Source organism: Winogradskyella helgolandensis (genome assembly GCF_013404085.1).
GTDB lineage: Bacteria > Bacteroidota > Bacteroidia > Flavobacteriales > Flavobacteriaceae > Winogradskyella > Winogradskyella helgolandensis.
On sequence record NZ_JABFHO010000001.1, the window covers coordinates 3,005,294 to 3,023,601 of the forward strand.

15 protein-coding genes are annotated in these 18,308 nt (G+C 35.1%); 7 read left to right on the forward strand and 8 right to left on the reverse strand.

What is annotated here, in order from left to right:
* Positions 1-45: 45 nt before the first annotated feature.
* Complete coding sequence (locus tag HM992_RS12655) at positions 46-1,383, reverse strand: exonuclease domain-containing protein (RefSeq protein ID WP_179319921.1); 1,338 nt, start codon at positions 1,381-1,383, stop codon at positions 46-48.
* 131 nt (positions 1,384-1,514) lie between these two features.
* Between HM992_RS12655 and HM992_RS12660 the strand changes: the two genes are divergently transcribed.
* Both HM992_RS12660 and HM992_RS12665 read left to right on the forward strand, forming a co-directional pair.
* Positions 1,515-1,715 carry a CsbD family protein gene (locus HM992_RS12660; RefSeq protein WP_092467835.1) on the forward strand — a complete coding sequence of 67 codons (201 nt, stop codon included), beginning with the start codon at positions 1,515-1,517 and terminating at the stop codon, positions 1,713-1,715.
* Positions 1,716-2,124: 409 nt separating this feature from the next.
* Positions 2,125-2,523 (forward strand): hypothetical protein, encoded by a 399-nt coding sequence (locus HM992_RS12665; RefSeq protein WP_178985339.1) that lies wholly within the window; start codon positions 2,125-2,127, stop codon positions 2,521-2,523.
* Between the two features lie 39 nt (positions 2,524-2,562).
* Here HM992_RS12665 and HM992_RS12670 read toward each other — a convergent pair whose 3' ends face one another.
* Together HM992_RS12670 and HM992_RS12675 are read right to left on the reverse strand one after the other, a co-directional pair.
* Positions 2,563-3,084: a 5' nucleotidase, NT5C type gene (locus HM992_RS12670; protein WP_179319922.1), complete on the reverse strand. Its 522-nt coding sequence runs from the start codon at positions 3,082-3,084 to the stop codon at positions 2,563-2,565.
* A 285-nt stretch (positions 3,085-3,369) separates the two neighbouring features.
* The gene (locus HM992_RS12675; protein ID WP_179319923.1) at positions 3,370-4,296 is read right to left on the reverse strand and encodes a DUF302 domain-containing protein; all 927 of its coding nucleotides are present in this window, start codon (positions 4,294-4,296) and stop codon (positions 3,370-3,372) included.
* 206 nt (positions 4,297-4,502) lie between these two features.
* Between HM992_RS12675 and HM992_RS12680 the strand changes: the two genes are divergently transcribed.
* Positions 4,503-5,597 (forward strand): alkene reductase, encoded by a 1,095-nt coding sequence (locus HM992_RS12680; RefSeq protein WP_179319924.1) that lies wholly within the window; start codon positions 4,503-4,505, stop codon positions 5,595-5,597.
* Here the strand turns inward: HM992_RS12680 and HM992_RS12685 are convergent.
* Together HM992_RS12685 and HM992_RS12690 are read right to left on the reverse strand one after the other, a co-directional pair.
* Positions 5,576-5,728 carry a hypothetical protein gene (locus HM992_RS12685; protein WP_178985343.1) on the reverse strand — a complete coding sequence of 51 codons (153 nt, stop codon included), beginning with the start codon at positions 5,726-5,728 and terminating at the stop codon, positions 5,576-5,578. The genes HM992_RS12680 and HM992_RS12685 overlap by 22 nt on opposite strands.
* A gap of 398 nt (positions 5,729-6,126) precedes the next feature.
* A complete protein-coding gene (locus HM992_RS12690; protein WP_179319925.1) occupies positions 6,127-6,420 on the reverse strand; it encodes a hypothetical protein in 294 nt (97 codons plus the stop codon).
* Between the two features lie 442 nt (positions 6,421-6,862).
* On the opposite strand from HM992_RS12690, the gene HM992_RS12695 reads away from it, so the two are divergent.
* The 4 genes from HM992_RS12695 (at position 6,863) to HM992_RS12710 (ending at position 11,373) form a co-directional block, all read left to right on the forward strand.
* The gene (locus HM992_RS12695; RefSeq protein WP_178985345.1) at positions 6,863-8,302 is read left to right on the forward strand and encodes a circularly permuted type 2 ATP-grasp protein; all 1,440 of its coding nucleotides are present in this window, start codon (positions 6,863-6,865) and stop codon (positions 8,300-8,302) included.
* Between the two features lie 10 nt (positions 8,303-8,312).
* Positions 8,313-9,290 (forward strand): alpha-E domain-containing protein, encoded by a 978-nt coding sequence (locus tag HM992_RS12700; RefSeq protein ID WP_179319926.1) that lies wholly within the window; start codon positions 8,313-8,315, stop codon positions 9,288-9,290.
* 89 nt (positions 9,291-9,379) lie between these two features.
* Positions 9,380-10,222 (forward strand): transglutaminase family protein, encoded by an 843-nt coding sequence (locus tag HM992_RS12705; RefSeq protein WP_179319927.1) that lies wholly within the window; start codon positions 9,380-9,382, stop codon positions 10,220-10,222.
* Positions 10,223-10,320: 98 nt separating this feature from the next.
* Positions 10,321-11,373 carry a zinc-binding metallopeptidase family protein gene (locus HM992_RS12710; RefSeq protein WP_179319928.1) on the forward strand — a complete coding sequence of 351 codons (1,053 nt, stop codon included), beginning with the start codon at positions 10,321-10,323 and terminating at the stop codon, positions 11,371-11,373.
* Positions 11,374-11,393: 20 nt separating this feature from the next.
* Here HM992_RS12710 and HM992_RS12715 read toward each other — a convergent pair whose 3' ends face one another.
* The 3 genes from HM992_RS12715 to HM992_RS12725 are packed head-to-tail and all read right to left on the reverse strand — an operon-like array spanning position 11,394 to position 18,230.
* Entirely contained in the window at positions 11,394-12,323 is a 930-nt protein-coding gene (locus HM992_RS12715) for a transglutaminase family protein (RefSeq protein ID WP_179319929.1), read from the reverse strand.
* 1 nt (position 12,324) lies between these two features.
* Positions 12,325-14,877, reverse strand: coding sequence for a circularly permuted type 2 ATP-grasp protein (locus HM992_RS12720; protein WP_179319930.1), 2,553 nt, complete (start codon positions 14,875-14,877; stop codon positions 12,325-12,327).
* A 20-nt stretch (positions 14,878-14,897) separates the two neighbouring features.
* Positions 14,898-18,230, reverse strand: coding sequence for a transglutaminase family protein (locus HM992_RS12725; protein ID WP_179319931.1), 3,333 nt, complete (start codon positions 18,228-18,230; stop codon positions 14,898-14,900).
* Positions 18,231-18,308: the final 78 nt, after the last annotated feature.

Consider the following 18,308-nt stretch of genomic DNA (forward strand, 5'->3'; position numbering starts at 1 on the left):
TTCTTCATTTAATAGTTAGTCGTAGTATATTCTTAATACCTCATTTTATATGTTTAGAATGTAGGGGCGTAAGATTTTTTGAATATCAACACTGTTTTTCTGCGGAATGAGAAAGGCATTCAAGTCATCCATATGATTAATCTGTGAATCTTTATCTACAAATCCATAGCCCAGATAATCTCCATCTTTAATCATAACGAAGGCCTCTTCATTCGGATTTCTACCTTTTTCTCTCAATATAAAATCTTCCTTCTGATTAGACATATCATGTATGGCTTCAAGAACTCTATTGTTATAAGCTTCAACAGATTCTTCGTTTCTACACACGCCTTTACAGTTTTTAATGCTGTAATGTGAACATTCGGCAACGGCTTCCTGCAAATGACAATATTTAGGACACAAATTATGTTTCTCACATATCTTTTCCATATAAGAGCGTACATCTCTCACGTTAAAAAAGGTAATAATGGGATTTGGTGTTAATCGTCCTTTATTACTCGCTAAGTGCAAAATGCCACTTCGATCTTCATAAGAAAAAATTGCAACGGTTTGAACGGTTCGCTTTGCTACTTTATTATATATTGGAAAGTGGTGCTTAATGGCTGCATCTTCCATAAGAAGTGCTATTAATTCGCTACCCGAACTTTCAAAATCAATATCGCGCGTTTCTCTCACCATATCTTGTGCCTTTTTTGTTTTACTATAAAAATGGCTGAGCACTCTTTTTTTGATGTTAATAGCTTTGCCTACATAAATAACAACTCCCTTTTTATCCTTAAAGTAATATATACCTGCGGTATCTGGCAAAGCTTCAAACGTTTCTTTAGGTAGGTTAGGAGGTAAGGTCGCTTCTTTAGAATTCTTATTTAAAAACTCCTTAAAAACATCTGAAGCTTCGGGTTGTTGTAATAGTAATTCAAATAGAATGGTTGTGGCTTCTGCATCGCCTCTGGCTCTGTGTCTTCCCACTAAATTAATCTCTAAAGCGCTGCATAGCTTCCCGAGACTGTAAGATCGATGTCCTGGTAATAAGCGACGCGATAAACGGACAGTACAAAGTTTCTTTCTAGTGAATTCTAAACCGATTCTGCTAAATTCTCCACTAATGACTTTATAATCGAAATTAACGTTGTGCGCCACAAATATGGCACCTTCTGTAATGTTTAGAATGTCTTCTGCAACTTCTGCAAACCGCGGAGCGTCAGCAACCATATGGTCATCGATTCCGGTGAGTGCGGTAATGTGTTGAGGGATGTAAGTTTCCGGATTTATTAATGATGTAAACTCATCTATTACGGTATCTCCGTTAAATTTAAAAATTGAAATCTCAGTCATGCGATTGCTCTGTCCTGTGGTTTCAACATCAATAATGGTGTAAATCATGCGTTTTCGCTTGCTTTTATGTTTTGCATTAATTTATCTATGGATTGTGTTAATCTGTGTTCAATACTTCCTGTAAATTTACAATAGTAGATCAAAGTGATGTACTTTATTAACTTAAAAATATAGAAATTATGTCTAAACCATGGCAAGATAAAGCAAAAGGCAATTGGAATATTGCAAAAGGAAAATTAAAACAAAAGTGGGGAGAGCTCACAGATGACGATCTAGATTACCAAGAAGGTAAGGAGGACGAAGTTGTTGGCCGTATTCAAAAGAAAACAGGCGAAACAAAAGAGAACGTCAATAGCTTCTTAAATGATTTAAAGTTTTAAAACTCCCTCGTTTTAAAACAACAGAAAATCCTGATTAACTCAGGATTTTCTGCGCTCCAGACCACAGCTATTCAGCGTGTTCCCGTGCTTCTCTAAGAAACTGATGGTATTTAATTTAATTAGACTTACTACAATGACAACAATAATTAGGTAATAGCGTATTTGGTGTTGTTTAACATAAGCTTAACCTCAATTTATTGCATATATGTAAGTAAAACACTACATTATAAGTAGTTCAAGTATTGTACCCCAAAATCAATAAGTTTAACCAAACCCCAAACCTATGATGCCCAAAATCAAGTTTAATTATCAAAAAAGTCCATCACTATTTTAGTATGGCTTTGAATGTAATATCTCCGACTCCATTAAAATAGTACTTAAAATTTAACATTTTAAAACATATAGGATCATGAGAATTCAATTTAATACTACTCAACTTACCTCTAATCAAACCATACATATTACTGAAAAAGACGTAACTTATTTTACAGGTCTAATTGCATATAGATTAGAGCATTATATATACAATATCACTATTATAAATGTTCATCTATCGTATGTTATTAATTCCGTAAATAAATTGCACAGCATTTGTTGTGTATTAAACGCTAAATTTGAAGGCCAAAATCAACATTCTATTAGATTTGAGGCTTGTAATGCCAATATTGTATTAGCGTTATTGCATGGCATAGATCAACTTAAGTTTTCATTAATTCAAAATATTAAGGTGAGAGCGGATGCATTACCTAGCGACGAACGCATTTTTAATATCCGGAAGCGACTTAAGCAAGTCGCCTTGCCAACTTAATTCGATTTTTTGTAAGATTGAAACTATGTATGTGTTTCTTTAAAGCAAAAGTTTGGCAATATCTTCCCAAGTGGCCACTCTATTGTATCCTGTATCATTTACGTTATGAGGGGAATTGAACAATAAAGTGTCTCCTTGAAACTTTTCTAAATTATATGATCTGTCATCAATAAGGACATCTCCATTTAATATAAATTTATCACCGCACATAATACGATGCTGCCATGTAATGAAAGGCATATGCTCATCTAACCACTCGCTTTTCTCAAATAGTGAATTCGGAAATTGAGTTGCTGCTGTTGCAATGTAGACTTCATGTCTATTATAGAGCGCTTCCATAACTAATATACTGTCTTTAATAGGTTTTAAGTCTCTAAAAAAACCAGGTTGCAAGGCGTGTTGTCTAATACTTTCTTGATGTACTTTTGGGACATTATGCCACATTTCGCCAGAAGAAATTTGAGAAATACATAATTCTTGTTGATGCTCTTTATTGTATAATTCTATGTGTTTACCGTAAGTGTCTGCGAGGACGTCGTCCATGTCTACGAATATTGTCATTTTTGGTTTTCTACGAAGGTCTTAATAATAGTGAGAAGAAACAATAGAGGAGAGGATAATTTAATAGTTACTTAATATTTTGGTGGCTGCAGCTCTTTTGTCTTTTCTGCGTTCGAATTTAGCTCTGTAAATATAAAAATATTAAACTTTTTTTTAAATCATAAAATTCCACAAAAAAATGATTATTAAAAGAGTTCATGTTATGAAAGCAAAAAGCTCATAAATAAATTATTTATAAGCTTTTCACAATACTTACCAAAATGAGGGTTTTAGCTCACCTATATTTTAGTTCTCTGAAGTCCCAGAAGCTGATATGGTTTGCAGCGCTTGAGACATCATTTCTAAAGTGTCGTTATTTTCAGTTATACCATGTCTTTCCCCTATATAAAATGGATTATTATATATAATGTTGACATCACCATCACTATTTTCATAAATCAACATTTTTTGGGGTAAGTCTAAAGCTGTAGTTCTTGATTCTGACATTAATGGTGTTCCTACTGCCGGATTTCCGAAAATTATTAATTTGGTAGGTAGTAACTCCATAGCAACACTTTGAGCATTAGCTTGGTGATCTAACTCTGCAATAACTGACACTGCGTCTAAACTGTTTAAGGTATCTAAAATTAAATTATAGGTTGTATTGAAGTCGTTCGTACTCGTCACAGAAATAATTCCGTCGTTTAATATGGGAGGCGATGAATTTATAACAACATCTTTATCTGTTGCGTTATTTACAATGGTAACAAGTGCATTGGCTATCATATCTGTTGTTGAAACATTACTTAAACCATGTCTGTTAACTAAGTAGTCGATAGAATTATATGCCACAATAGTATCTCCATTATCATCAGTAAATACGGTAATGCGTTGCGGTAAGTCTAATCCTGCAGAACTGTTATTTTGCAATAGTGGCGTTCCTAATGTTGGATTCCCAAAGTATACGGTACGTGTAAAATCTAATTCTAAGCCGACGTTCTGAGCGTTTTCAGAATGATTAACTTCTGCGATAATACTAATGTTCTCATTACTATTTAACTGAGATATAATGTTGTCGTAAATATCGGAAGGAGACGCATCAGTTTCTACGTATCCAATACCTTCTGTATTTGGAGAATTATTATTACTTAAATTGTTTTTATCATCATCCTTGCAGGCTGAAAATAATAGTGACAAACAACATAGTATTGACATAAATTTTAATGTTTTCATAACTTCTATTTTAAATTAATCTTTTCATGATTATTAATCATAAAATCAACTCAAATGTAAGGATTACAGCCTGTTGGTCTTGACTTAAAACAACAAAGTCTTGATGCTTTTAAGAAAGGTTAAATCTATCTTAATTGATTTATATCTACCAAATTTGTACATGAAAATCGTAACTTTATACTTCAAATTAATTCGAATAAAACATTATGCAAACACAACATTTATTAACTCCCTATCATAAAAATATTACTTTAAAAAACCGTGTTGTTATGGCACCGATGACGCGCAGTCGTGCGGATAACAACGAGAAAGTACCTACAGATGACTTGCAAGGTTTGTATTACGAACAGCGTGCTTCGGCCGGTTTAATTATTACAGAAGGTTCTCAGGTTTCCAAGGAAGCTGTAGGTTATATTAATACTCCTGGTATTCATTCTAAAGCGCAAGTGGAAGGGTGGAAAACGGTTACCAAACGTGTTCACGACAAAGGAGGTACTATTTTTATTCAACTTTGGCATGTTGGCCGAATTTCGCATCCCGATTTTCACGATGGAGCGTTGCCTGTATCTGCTTCTGCTATTAACCCAAATGCGCAGTCATTTACTCCCAACGGCTTTAAGGATACGGTAACTCCAAAAGCGATGACTGCTGGTGATATTAAACGCACCGTTAATGATTTTAAAAATGCGGCTGCCAATGCTGTGGAAGCCGGATTTGATGGTATTGAATTACATTCGTCTAATGGGTATTTATTTCAGCAGTTTTTTAATGGTTGTTCTAACATCAGAACAGATGAATATGGTGGCTCTATTACAAACAGAGCGCGTTTCTTTTTTGAGGTGCTAGACGCTATGAAAACGGTGATTCCTCAAGAAAAAATTGGAGTACGTTTTAATCCGTCGTTAAACGGTTTATTTGGAATTACGGTAGATGAAGAGACCATTCCGACGTTTGAATATATTATAAAAAAACTGAATGACTATAATTTGGCTTATGTGCATTTGTCAGAACCGTTCACCGATGTCTCTGATGTGCCGTTTACTGTTACTGATATTGCGAAGCATTTTCGTCCGTTGTATAATGGGACATTGATGATTAATACTAATTTTGATCAAGAGAAAGGTAACAAAGTTATTGCTGATGGTGATGCGGATTTAGTGGCTTATGGAAAGCCTTTTATTTCTAATCCGGATTTGGTAGAGCGTTTTGAGAAGCATTTAGAATTAGCGGATTGGGATAAGGGTACGTTTTATACTCCTGGTAAAAAGGGGTATACGGATTATCCGTTTGCTACTGAGTAATTGTGGTTTGTTTTGATATAAGAATTGGCATTGTAGAGCTTTTGTTTTGCGATGCCTTTTTTTATTTGTTCATTTTGCCTTGATGCAAAACGAACCAAAAGATCAAAACGATTTGTTAGGAAATTACTCATGGGTTTCTATTGTTTAGGTTTGGAATTCGTGAATGCTATCGCATTTGTCTACGCGCCATTCGCTGAGGCATTAATATTTTAAGTTTTTTTTAGACCTATATTTTCAATACTTGATATTGTAAATTAACTCTATTCTTAGCTCATTATTTCTGAAAATCGTTGGTTCCGACGCTGTCGGAATTTGGGTGTTGATTGTTTGCTTGCTGTTTGTTTTTGTTTGTTTCTTGATGTCTCTTTTAGCTTCACAAATTTTTAACTTTGCTACTTCACCATCACATAGATTAAACAAAAAAATCAAAACCCAAAACAGCGCTTATTATACCTGCTACTATTGTGGTTTTGATTGTATTTATTCTATATAGTGCTTAAACGTACGACGATTTAAGTACAGCTTTAAACTAATTGTCTTTAGTGTTTTCAATATCTAGCTCTAAATTTTCATTATGTTCACTCCCTAAGCTGTGATGTCTATTTTCTTCATCTGGATATCTCTCATTAGTTAATGGTCTTGCATTTCTACCTCCTGGGATATCTAGATTTTTTGCTGCGAAATCAGGCTCATTTTCACGCTTTTTAAGTATTTCGTCATCTCCATTATCTTGTCTTAAGTTTCCAGCTTTATCTCCTAACATCTTTTCATCTTCTTTGGTAATATCTGAATTGTACTCTGCTTTTTTGTCTTCGCTTTTCATATCTATTTTATTTTTTAAGTCTATCCAAATTTAAAATTAAGTTACCTAGTCTATTGACTTATAAGATTAAAATCTTGATGGTTTTAATGATTACAAGTTTATTATTTTAGAAAGTTGCGATTCTATTAATGCTTTGAGAGCATGGTCTACGAGACTTTAGAAGGCGCTATCTGAATGAATATTTTTAGGAAATCTCAATTATGGGAATACTAAATTTCTGTATTAATATTTTTCCTTCTTGATAATTATCGGAATCGTAAAGTGAAAGTAGTTATTAGATTCTAGTCAATATTTGTTGTACTTTGTTGGGGTGCAATCCCTCATAAGGCCTGATCACGACAATTTATATATTGAATTCGGTACTAAAATTGATTGAGCTTTTCAGCTTCGTAAGTGCTAAATAAAAGACGATTTTAAAAACTAACAAATACTTAAACCGCCTATGCCAAAACTAGATTTCTCCGCTTATGACACTAAAGGTTTTTATGACGAAATGTTTGATGAAAACAATAACGTTAGACCTAATTACAAACTATTTGCCGAACGCTTGCAAAGTTTAAGTCAGAAGAAGTTAAATACACTGCAACATGCTACAGATCGCGCTCAGCTTTCTTTAGGAATGACATTTAATGTTTACAGTGATAATCAAGGAGTAGAGCGGATTCTTCATTTAGATATTATCCCCAGAATTATTGGCAGTGACGAATGGACGCAACTCGAAAAAGGGTTACAACAACGTATCAAAGCGCTTAACCTTTTTATTCAAGATATCTATAATGATCAAAAAGTTATTAAGGACAAAATTATTCCTAAGGAAATGATTTTATCGAGTGCCTCTTATTTAAAGGAGTTGGAAGGTTTTAAACCACCAAAAGATATTTGGTGTCATATTACGGGGTCTGACTTAATAAAAGGTGGTGATGGTCAGTATTATGTTCTTGAGGACAATCTAAGATGTCCATCTGGCGTATCCTATATGCTTGAAAATCGCGAAATCTTAAAACGCACATTTCCTGAGTTATTTGAACAACTCGATGTCAAACCTGTTTATAATTACACGCATACCTTAAGAGATACTTTAGAATCACTGGTTGATATAGACAAACCAACAGTTGTAGTGATGACTCCTGGAATGTATAATTCAGCTTATTTTGAACATTCGTATTTGGCCCAACAAATGGGAGCAGAGTTAGTAGAAGGTCGTGATTTGGTTGTGAAAAATGATATCGTTTATATGATTACCACCAATGGTCTAAAACGGGTGGATGTTATTTACCGTCGTGTGGATGATGATTTTATAGATCCAGAAGTCTTTAATAAGAAATCACTACTAGGAACACCAGGACTTTTTAGAGCCTATCTTAAAGGTAATGTGGTTTTGGTTAACGCACCAGGCACAGGAGTGGTAGATGATAAAGCTGTTTATGCTTACATTCCAAGAATTATTAAGTATTACTTAGGTGAAGATATGATTTTACCAAATGTAAAAACTTATATCTGTGATGAAGAATCTGATCGTAAATATGTCATTGAAAACATTGATAAATTGGTCGTGAAGCAAACCGATGCTTCTGGTGGTTATGGCATGCTGATTGGTCCTAAATCCACTAAAAAAGAACAAGAAGAATTTATTGCCAAAATTAAAGCGAAGCCAAGAAACTACATTGCACAGCCTATGATTAATTTGTCTCGCGTACCAACTATTGCGGATAATACTATAGAAGGTCGCCATGTGGATTTAAGACCTTATGCTTTGTATGGAGATGAAGGTATTAAAATTATTCCAGGCGCATTAACACGTGTGGCTTTAGAAAAAGGCTCTATTGTGGTGAACTCATCACAAGGAGGAGGCAGTAAAGATACTTGGGTTTTAAACAGTTAAAAAGAAAATTATGTTAGGCAGAGTCGCAAATACCATATATTGGATGAACAGATATCTTGAACGTGCAGAAAACTATGCGCGTTTTATGGATGTGAATTATAATTTATCATTAGAGTTACCACCTAATGAAGTAGAGCAGTGGCAACCGCTTGTTTTAATAACAGGAGATTGGGAACTCTATGAATCGTTATACCCTAAAGTTGAGAAAAGCAAGGTGATTTATTTTTTAACCTTCGATAAAGAGAACCCGAACTCAATTTTTAATTGTATTTCTAACGCAAGAGAAAATGCTAGAGCTGTCCGTGCCGAAATTACAAAAGAGGTGTGGGAACAAATTAATGCGCTTTATTATTTAGTTAAAGGTGCCGCAGCTAAAAAGAATCAAACCGATAAAGAATTAAGACGGTTTTTTACAGATATAAAAAATGGTTGTCAGTTGGTGTATGGAATGTATTATGCGACTATATCTCGTAACGATGGTTGGCATTTTGCCAAATTGGGTCAATTAATTGAACGTGCCGATAAAACCTCTCGTGTGTTAGATGCTAAATATCATTTATTATTAAAATCCCCAAAATTAGTGGGATCGTCTTTAGATTTAATTCAATGGGCCGCCCTTTTAAAATCGGTGAGTGCTTATGATATGTACAGAAAAAAGAATGGAAAACTAACCTCTTCAGGCATTGCTGAATTCTTGATTTTAGACACAGAATTTCCAAGATCAATATTAGCGTGTTTACTGAGTGCCGAACGTTGTTTAATTACCTTATCAGGCAGTTCTGTAGGGTTTAGCAACATCGCACAAAAGAAACTAGGTGTTTTAAAATCACAGTTAGAATATGCCGATATTAATGATATAATTGCCGAAGGTATGCATGAGTATTTAGATGATATTCAGGGTAAGCTGAACGACATTTCATCTGCTATTTATAATTCGTTCTTTTCTATAGAACCTTATATTCAGCAGCAGTCGCAGAGTCAGCTATAGTGATTAGTTTGTAAACCTTTAGCTCTTGGCTATTCGTTGTTGGTCTTACTTTTTATTGAAATAAGTTAAATTTTAAACGCCGTTAATTAATGACATTCAAAATCACACATCAAACCCATTATACATTTGATTCAGACGTGTTTTTGGAACCTCATTATTTAAGATTCAGACCAAGAGCTACTGCTTATCTCGATGTAACAAATTTTTCATTAGAAATTTCACCGCAGCCAATAGGTCATAAAGTGATTTTAGATGAAGACCACAATAGCATTAACTTCTGTTGGTATGAAGGTATGACGAATCAACTTCAGATTACAGCCACCAGTATTTTGGAAACTAAAGACTTTAACCCGTTTGAATTTCTGGTGTATCCTTTGGCGTTTAATCAATTGCCGTTTCAATATAATGCGCTTCAGAAAAAAATATTGTTTTCAGCTTTAGAAGGTCAGCTTATTTCGCAAGAGTTATTGGATTATGGAGCTGCAATTATGGAAGGTTCGCAGTGCAAGACCATTCCCTATTTAAGACATCTTACCAAACAATTGCATGATGATTTTATAGTGGAATATAGAGAAGTAGGGTCACCTTTAGCTCCAGATATCACATTTCAACTAAAAAGAGGGTCGTGTCGTGATTTGTCTTGGATGCAAATTCATTTATTACGACAGCAAGGTTTTGCAGCGCGCTTTGTAAGTGGCTACTATTACTTCGACATGCTTCAACCAGAATACGAATTACACGCTTGGGTAGAAGTCTTTTTACCTGGAACGGGCTGGATTGGCTTGGATCCTAGTCATGGTATGTTAACCGGAAACACGCATTTTCCTATCGCTTCAAGTGCCTATTTTGAGCAAACCATGCCAGTTTCAGGCGGTATACGTGGTAGCGCTAATTCCACATTAAAGACCAATTTATCCATCGAAACATTATAACTTAGGATTGCCATTGTAAAAGTGATACAGTTCATAAAATTTTGAAATCGATTCATAAAATAACCGTTCTTTGCAAGATTAAATAATTTTGATTCGTCATGAAAATATTTCAATGTGGAAATTGTAATGCTTCTGTGTTTTTTGAAAACTACAGTTGCGACACCTGTGGTCATTTAACAGGCTATAGAGCAACAGATCGTAAAATGCTTGCTTTTTCTCCAGATATAGCCGCACTTATTTCAGAAAGAGAACATGATGAATATAAGTATTGCAAGAATAATACCTACAAGGTTTGCAATTGGGTGCTAGAGAAGGATGATCCTGAAGATTATTGTAGTGCCTGCCAACTCAACAGAACGATACCTAATTTATCTATAACCGATTCCGATAACTTTGAAAACTGGCAACATCTTGAAATTGCTAAGCATCGCTTAGTTTATCAATTACAGAAAATAGGTTTGCCATTAGCGAGTAAGCTTAAGCATGAACATGGCTTGTGTTTCGATTTCGTAGAAAAATTAAACAATCCTAAATTAATGACTGGTCATGCAGATGGAGTCATCACAATACTAATTAGAGAAGGCAATTCTGTTTTGAGAGAGCAAGCTAGAAAGGAGATGATAGAACCTTACAGAACATTAGTTGGACATTTACGACACGAAGTTGGGCATTATTTTTGGAATGTATTAGTACGAGATGATGCGAAAGTTTTAGCTGAATACAGAGCTGTTTTTGGTGATGAAAGCCAAGATTATTCTGAAGCGCTTCAAAGCTATTATAAAGAAGGTGCACCAAAAGATTGGCAAAAATCATTTATTAGTGCGTATGCGACTTCGCATCCGTGGGAAGATTGGGCTGAAACTTGGGCGCATTATTTACATATTATGGATATGGTAGAAACCGCCTATTTTTTTCGCTTGAATGTAAATCCGAAATTTAAATCTAAGGCCTTAAAAACAAAAGTGTCCTTTGATCCTTATACGAAAACGAATTTTGATATCATTTTAAGAAAGTGTGTTCCGTTGTCCTTAGCTGTAAATAGTATCAATAGAGCAATGGGAATTCCGGATGTTTATCCGTTTGTGATTTCGCCACCAATAATTGAGAAATTGAAATTTATTCATCGGTTACTCCTGTTTAAGCGTAATTAATGTAAGTCAATATTAAATGATTATTGTTGTTGCGATTGACTCTGCATTTGATTAAGGTCTGAAACAGCAGGTCTTAAATCTACAGACACTTCCATGGTATTTTTACCCATACTATAGATCACTCCTTTTAAAGGAGGCACATCATAATAATCTCTACCATGTGCGACAACGATGTGTTGGTTTTTTGGTATTTGATTATTTGTAGGATCAAAATCTACCCAACCGTAGGTTGGAATGTAAACGGAAAACCACGCGTGAGAAGCATCGGTTCCTATGAGTTTTTCTTTACCTTTCGGTGGAACCGTTTCAATATAACCACTCACATATTTAGCTGGTAAACCCATAGAACGCACGCAGGCAATTGCGATTTGTGCAAAATCTTGACAAACCCCTTTTTTGGCACTCATAACAGCTTCTAAAGGTGTAGCGATATTGGTGAAGCCTGGTACAAAATCAAAATCCGTATAAATACGTTGCATTAGCTCATAAGTAGCTTCGTAAAGAGAACGTTCAGGCTTAAATGATAGCGCTGCATAGGCTTTGATGTCTTCACTAGATGTTGATATTAGTGGCGAAGGCATTACAAATTGTCTGGCGTCAATAAGGTCTGATTCTGTACCTTTTAAGTGTACTTTTGTTTCTTCTACAGTGACTTTTTTAGCTTGTAAAAAAAGGCTTTCATCAAACTGTTTACTATAATCTCGCTCTACTTTACTACGTGCAATAACAATTAACTCCTTATGATGCTGTTGTATTGAAAATCGTGTTACAGCATTTCCAAAGAAATCTAAGCGTTCAGTAATATCGGTTGGAGTAGGTGTAATTTCTAAATTATAATCCAAAAGCGTTTGTCCTGGAAAACTCTTAGGTTTTAATGTGGTTAAATTATGACAGAACGAAGCGCCATGTTCGTATGTGTATTTCGTTTTATGCCAAAGATCAAAAATCATATTATGTCGTGATATTTCGGTTAACCAACTGTTTTTGGGGTTGCGAATGATTAAAATAAGTATCTGAAATAGATAAGGATGTGACATGTAATAAATCACTTAAATCTGACAATACCTTATCCATGTTTTCTCGCATATTAGATTTAGGATCTACAACTAAAAGTTCTGCAACGTTTAAACTGTCAATTTTAGAAATGACCGTATTGATGTTTTCCTGACACACGGTAAGTTGTGCGTTTTCATTTGTATTTGGTAACTTATCAATATCTTTCTTTAAGCGGTACATTTGATAAGTTAAGGACCTCGAATATTCCTTATCTAAAATAATCAAATTCAAGACGTTCTCTAAACTTAAATACGAGTTGTAACTATATCGGTAAATATTTAAGCTTTCATGACTATTTAATAAGGATTCTAAAATTTCATATTCTAATTCTTCATCGTGATTTACAATTAACAAGGCTCTGAATTTTTCAATATTCATAGCACCAATTTCGAGCTGCAAACCAATAAAATAGAGTAGGAGTCCTTGACGAACGAGAATACTTTCTTCAGTAAGCGTCATAAAAGCGATGAGCCTTGTAATGATCTTATCGAAAAAATTAGTCAGTTTGTAAACGGTGTAATCCTCTTCCTTTTTTAAGTTTTTTATATGTTTCTGAATACCATCAAAAACGCGCCACATATCCCTAGACCATAAATTTCGTAAGGCATAGTAAGACGAACTAAAACTTTGCATGGATTGGGCAAAACTTCCAATTTTGGTTTCGTCTAAAATGATATCTTTTATCTCAATTAAAGGATTGTTTAACACCTCTTCATCTTCGGCCATAAAACCAGGGAAGGTAGACGTGATTTTTGTAATGGATTGAAAGAGTATTTTTAAACTTTCAGATTCTGGTTTTCGGTCGTTGTATTGCGCATGTGTCATTTGACTGAGCACCATTCTTAAATAGCGCGCAGTCACTAAAGCTCTACCGATATATCTACCCGACCAAAATAAATTTTCTGCGGTATTACTCGGTACATCATTGATGTCTGTAGAGCGACTAGAATTGGTTTTATTCCACGCATAATTTTGAAGTGTGGGTTGCGGAGCATCATTTACCACCCAAAAATCTTTACTCGTACCACCACGTTGATTGGACACAAATAACTCTTCGCGTTCTGGCGCCACACGTACTAAACCACCAGGCATTACACTATAACCGTCACCTTTTGCAATGGCGAACGTACGACAAGAAATTTTACGAGGTTCCAAGTGATGGCTGACAAAATTTGGTGCTGTAGAAAAGGATATTTTTTCTTGAGCTACGAATTTATGCGGATGTTCTAATATTTCTTTTTTAAGCTGTTCAATAGCTTTTTTATCGAGAAATTCACAGAAATAGATGTTTTCTCTGTTGGATCTATCGATGCGTTTCAAAACAAATGCCGATAAATCTGCAAGGACGTGCTTTCGTTCTTTTTCTTGACCACACCACCAAGAGGCAATTTGTGGTAAGATTAAGTCTTCCTTTAAAAAGTACTTAGAAATATTTTCCATAAACGGAATCAAAGCAGGATTCTCTAAAACACCACTTCCTATAGGATTGACAACTGTAACGTTTTGTAAACGTACCGCTTCTAATAAGCCAGCCACACCTAAATAAGAATCCTCACGTAATTCTAGAGGATCCATAAAGGTATCATCGATACGTCGTAATATGACATCAACTTGTTTTAAACCTTTTAAAGATTTTAACCATACTTTACCATGGCGCACCACTAAATCGTTTCCTTTTACCAATGGATACCCTAAAAAGGACGATAAATACGCATGTTCAAAATAGGTTTCGTTATGTGGTCCTGGTGTTAAAATAACCACCATTGGCCGTTCTACTTTAGTCGATGCCGAATTTAATAATAAGGCATTAAAATCATTAAAGAAATTAGACGGTTGTGTGACGTTTATATTTTTGAATAATTCAGGACTAATTTTACTGGTAGAGAATCGGTTTTCTAGTGCATAGCCCATACCAGAAGGTGCTTGGGTGCGGTCGTTCACCACCCACATTCGTCCATCTGGTCCTCGCGCCAAATCTGCTGCGTAAACCGAAAGTTGTTTTGCATTTTTATATTGAATTTGATCGCAAGCTCTTAAAAAACCGCTGTGTGCATAAATGACTTCCGGTGGAATAATACCATTTTTAAGCAGGTCTCGTTTTCCATATAAATCCTTTAAAACAAGATTTAATAGTTCGGCACGTTGCTGAATTCCCTTTTCAACCTCACTCCATTCCTTTTGATGAATAATAAAGGGTACTACATTGAGATCCCAAGGTCTATTTAATCCTTTTGGATCGTTATAAACATTATAGGTTACACCGTTTTCCGCTAACAACCAATTGATTTCTGTCTGCTTTGAAGCAAGCTGTTTTGAACCAATATTTAATAAGTTTTTAGACAATACTTTCCAATTGTCTTTAATGCTCATTTTAGACGTGAGCAACTCATCGTAGCCAGGTGATGCTGAAAAATAATTTTCAAATAATGTCTTTGTTAGGGTCTTCATATAATGAACAACAACGCTTTTTATTTTTTACGTAAATCTAGAGTATAAGGAAATTCAAAATTAACTGGTAATTCCTTATAAGAAAAACGTTTTGAGCTACTTTTTTCTTCAACATTTCTTAAGGTTGGTTCGGTATCAAAAGTCATGTTTTCAAATGGACTAATTTCACCTTGTGTATGGCCAAATTCCCAAAAACGGTTAATGCGTCGCGATTCAGCTTCAAAGCTATTTACAGGATGTACATCATAAGAACGTCCACCAGGATGCGCTACAAAATAGGTGCAACCTCCAATAGAGCGTTTGTTCCAAGTATCTACAATATCAAAAACCAATGGAGTATCTGCTTCAATGGTTGGGTGCAATGCAGAATAGGGGTTCCAAGCTTTGTAGCGAATACCAGCAACATATTCCCCTTTTACACCTGTATTTTTCAATTGTACTTTAACTCCGTTACAGGTTAATACAAAACGCTCATCCACAAAATTGGACACTTTTACTTGTAAACGTTCTAAAGATGAATCGACATATCTTGCGGTTCCACCACCTGTCATTTCTTCGCCTAAAACATTCCAAGGTTCAATACCTGCTCGTAATTCGAGATGAATATTGTTAATTTCTAACATGCCATGCAGTGGAAATCTAAATTCGAAAAAGGGATTGAACCAATCTTCTTCAAATTGATAACCTGCTTTGTTTAATTGATCCACAATGTCTTTAATATCTTCTCTTACATAATGTTCAATTAAGAATTTATCATGCAACTCTGTTCCCCAACGCACTAAATTGTGTTCGTACGGTTTTTTCCAGAACCAAGAGACTAAGGTTCTTACCAATAACATTTGTACCAAACTCATTTTAGGATGTGGTGGCATATCAAAACCACGCAATTCTAAAATTCCTAAGCGTCCGGTTGACGAATCTGGAGAGTATAATTTATCGATACAGAATTCTGCTCTGTGCGTGTTTCCTGTTAAATCGGTGAGTAAATGTCTAAATAAACGATCGGTTAACCAAAATGGGACTTCACCATCTTTTGGAATTTGACTAAAAGCAATTTCGAGTTCATATAAATTATCTTGTCGTGCTTCATCTATCCTTGGAGCCTGACTTGTAGGCCCAACAAACGAACCAGAAAACAAGTAACTTAATCCAGGATGATGCTGCCAAAAGGTTAATAAACTTCTCAGTAAACTAGGCTTTCTTAATAGCGGACTATCCGCAGGACTTGTGCCTCCTAATGTCACGTGATTGCCACCTCCTGTGCCTGTATGTTTACCATCTAACATAAATTTTTCAGTCCCTAAACGCGATAGTTTGGCTTGCTCGTAAAAGGTGAGTGTATTGTTGACTAAATCGGTCCAATTGGTTACAGGATGGACGTTAACTTCAATAACACCAGGATCTGGAGTGATTTTTAACGATTCTAATCGGTTGTCTTTAGGAGGATCGTAACCTTCCATAATGACAGGCACTTTTAGTGCTTTTGCTGTAAATTCGATAGCTGCAATTAGATCTAAAAAGTTTTCAGCTGTATCTAATGGAGGTAAGAATAAATATAATTTGCCATCTCGTATTTCTGAACAAATAGCGGTTCTAACAAAATAATTAGGCTGATTGCTATCGTATCCATTCTCTATAAAATCTTTATGGCGTCTTTTAACGGAATCTCTAAAGCTTGGTAAACGTTTCTTTTGAGAGAACAAATCGGGTTCATATACAGGAAACACTTCATTATCTGGTTTTTCTAATAAAGAACTTAATGGTAATCTAAGTCCCATTGGAGAATTACCTGGAGTTAGAAATAAGTGTTGTCTTCTAAATTCCCATTGACTTGTAAACCATTTTCCATCGGTACTATTTAAGGGTAATAAATAGCCCACAGGAGTGGACGTGCCTTTTTCTAAAATATCTTTAAGTTTATTTTTGACTAACGTATTGTCTCTATCTTTTGTAGGATCTACATCTATAGGGAGATTCCCGTGTTCCCATAAAAAATAGAAGGCATCTTCAAAACCTGGTATTATATGCTGTGTAGAAACCCCTAAATACGCCGTTAAGGTTTCTAAAAATAATTTATCGTAATCTGGTGGTACTGTATAATTGTCAACATACGTACCGAGATATCTTTTGTTATACCAAATTGGTCTTTGATCTTTTCGCCAACAAATTTCTATTTGCCATCTTGGTAAAGGTTCGCCTGGATACCATTTACCCTGAGCATGATGTAACACACCGCCTTTACCAAATTCGTGATGTAAGCGTTTCGATAATTCTTTGGCAAGTTTTTGTTTGTGAGGTCCATCGGCATCTGTATTCCATTCCGGAGACTCTAAATCATCAATAGAAATAAAGGTCGGTTCGCCACCCATGGTTAAGCGCACATCATTCTTTTGTAATTGCCGTTCTACTTTATGCCCTAATTTATCAATGGCTTTCCATTGGTCTTCGGTATATGGCTTTGTGACTCGTGGTGATTCAAAAATTCGTGTGACTTTATTTTCAAAGAAGAACTCTGTTTCACATTTGTCGGTCATTCCCGAAACCGGAGCCGCACTCTCAAAAGATGGAGTACAGGCTAAAGGAATATGACCTTCTCCAGCTAATAGGCCAGAGGTGGCATCAAAACCAATCCAACCAGCACCAGGTAAATACACTTCTGCCCAAGCGTGTAAATCGGTAAAATCCTCTTCAGGACCAGAAGGGCCATCTAATGACTTTTCATCCGATCTTAGTTGCACCAAATAACCCGAAACAAATCGTGCTCCAAAACCTAAATGTCTTAAGGCTTGTACAAATAACCAGGCGTAATCTCTACAAGACCCTTTTTTTGTTTCTAAGGTATCTTCACAGGTTTGAACACCAGGATCCATTCTGATATTATAACTGAGATATTCATAAATCATTTGATTGACATGAATAAGAAAATAGATGGTTTTTCTTGGAGTATAATCTAAGGTTTCTAAAAATTCATTTAGTAATTCACCATCATCTGTAATTTCTAAATAGGGCTGTAATTCTTTTTTTACCGTTTCGGTATATTTAAATGGAAATTCTTCAGCATATTCCTCTATAAAAAAATCGAAAGGATTAATCGTTTGTAAATCGGCAATAATCTCAACGTCCACAGACAACTCATCCGTTTTCTCAGGAAAAACCAAACGCGCCACATAATTTCCAAATGGATCTTGTTGCCAATTGAAAAATTGATTTTCTGGAGTAATCTTTATTGAATAGGATTCAATTGGAGTTCTAGAGTGTGGAGCTGGTCGTAATCTAAAAACATGCGGAGACAAGGATACTTTACGATCATATTTGTACGTAGTCTTATGAGATATTACAATTTTTAATGCCATAGTATTGGTTGATATATAAATTTAGTAGCACAATAGAATGAAAACATCTAATGTCTATGCAAAATAAGGTATTTTACC

Excerpts from the sequence above, each read along its gene's own strand:
- HM992_RS12655 (WP_179319921.1), bottom strand. The coding sequence starts at position 1,383 with ATGATTTACACCATTATTGATGTTGAAACCACAGGACAGAGCAATCGC.
- HM992_RS12660 (WP_092467835.1), top strand. The coding sequence starts at position 1,515 with ATGTCTAAACCATGGCAAGATAAAGCAAAAGGCAATTGGAATATTGCA.
- HM992_RS12665 (WP_178985339.1), top strand. The coding sequence starts at position 2,125 with ATGAGAATTCAATTTAATACTACTCAACTTACCTCTAATCAAACCATA.
- HM992_RS12670 (WP_179319922.1), bottom strand. The coding sequence starts at position 3,084 with ATGACAATATTCGTAGACATGGACGACGTCCTCGCAGACACTTACGGT.
- HM992_RS12675 (WP_179319923.1), bottom strand. The coding sequence starts at position 4,296 with ATGAAAACATTAAAATTTATGTCAATACTATGTTGTTTGTCACTATTA.
- HM992_RS12680 (WP_179319924.1), top strand. The coding sequence starts at position 4,503 with ATGCAAACACAACATTTATTAACTCCCTATCATAAAAATATTACTTTA.
- HM992_RS12685 (WP_178985343.1), bottom strand. The coding sequence starts at position 5,728 with ATGAGTAATTTCCTAACAAATCGTTTTGATCTTTTGGTTCGTTTTGCA.
- HM992_RS12690 (WP_179319925.1), bottom strand. The coding sequence starts at position 6,420 with ATGAAAAGCGAAGACAAAAAAGCAGAGTACAATTCAGATATTACCAAA.
- HM992_RS12695 (WP_178985345.1), top strand. The coding sequence starts at position 6,863 with ATGCCAAAACTAGATTTCTCCGCTTATGACACTAAAGGTTTTTATGAC.
- HM992_RS12700 (WP_179319926.1), top strand. The coding sequence starts at position 8,313 with ATGTTAGGCAGAGTCGCAAATACCATATATTGGATGAACAGATATCTT.
- HM992_RS12705 (WP_179319927.1), top strand. The coding sequence starts at position 9,380 with ATGACATTCAAAATCACACATCAAACCCATTATACATTTGATTCAGAC.
- HM992_RS12710 (WP_179319928.1), top strand. The coding sequence starts at position 10,321 with ATGAAAATATTTCAATGTGGAAATTGTAATGCTTCTGTGTTTTTTGAA.
- HM992_RS12715 (WP_179319929.1), bottom strand. The coding sequence starts at position 12,323 with ATGATTTTTGATCTTTGGCATAAAACGAAATACACATACGAACATGGC.
- HM992_RS12720 (WP_179319930.1), bottom strand. The coding sequence starts at position 14,877 with ATGAAGACCCTAACAAAGACATTATTTGAAAATTATTTTTCAGCATCA.
- HM992_RS12725 (WP_179319931.1), bottom strand. The coding sequence starts at position 18,230 with ATGGCATTAAAAATTGTAATATCTCATAAGACTACGTACAAATATGAT.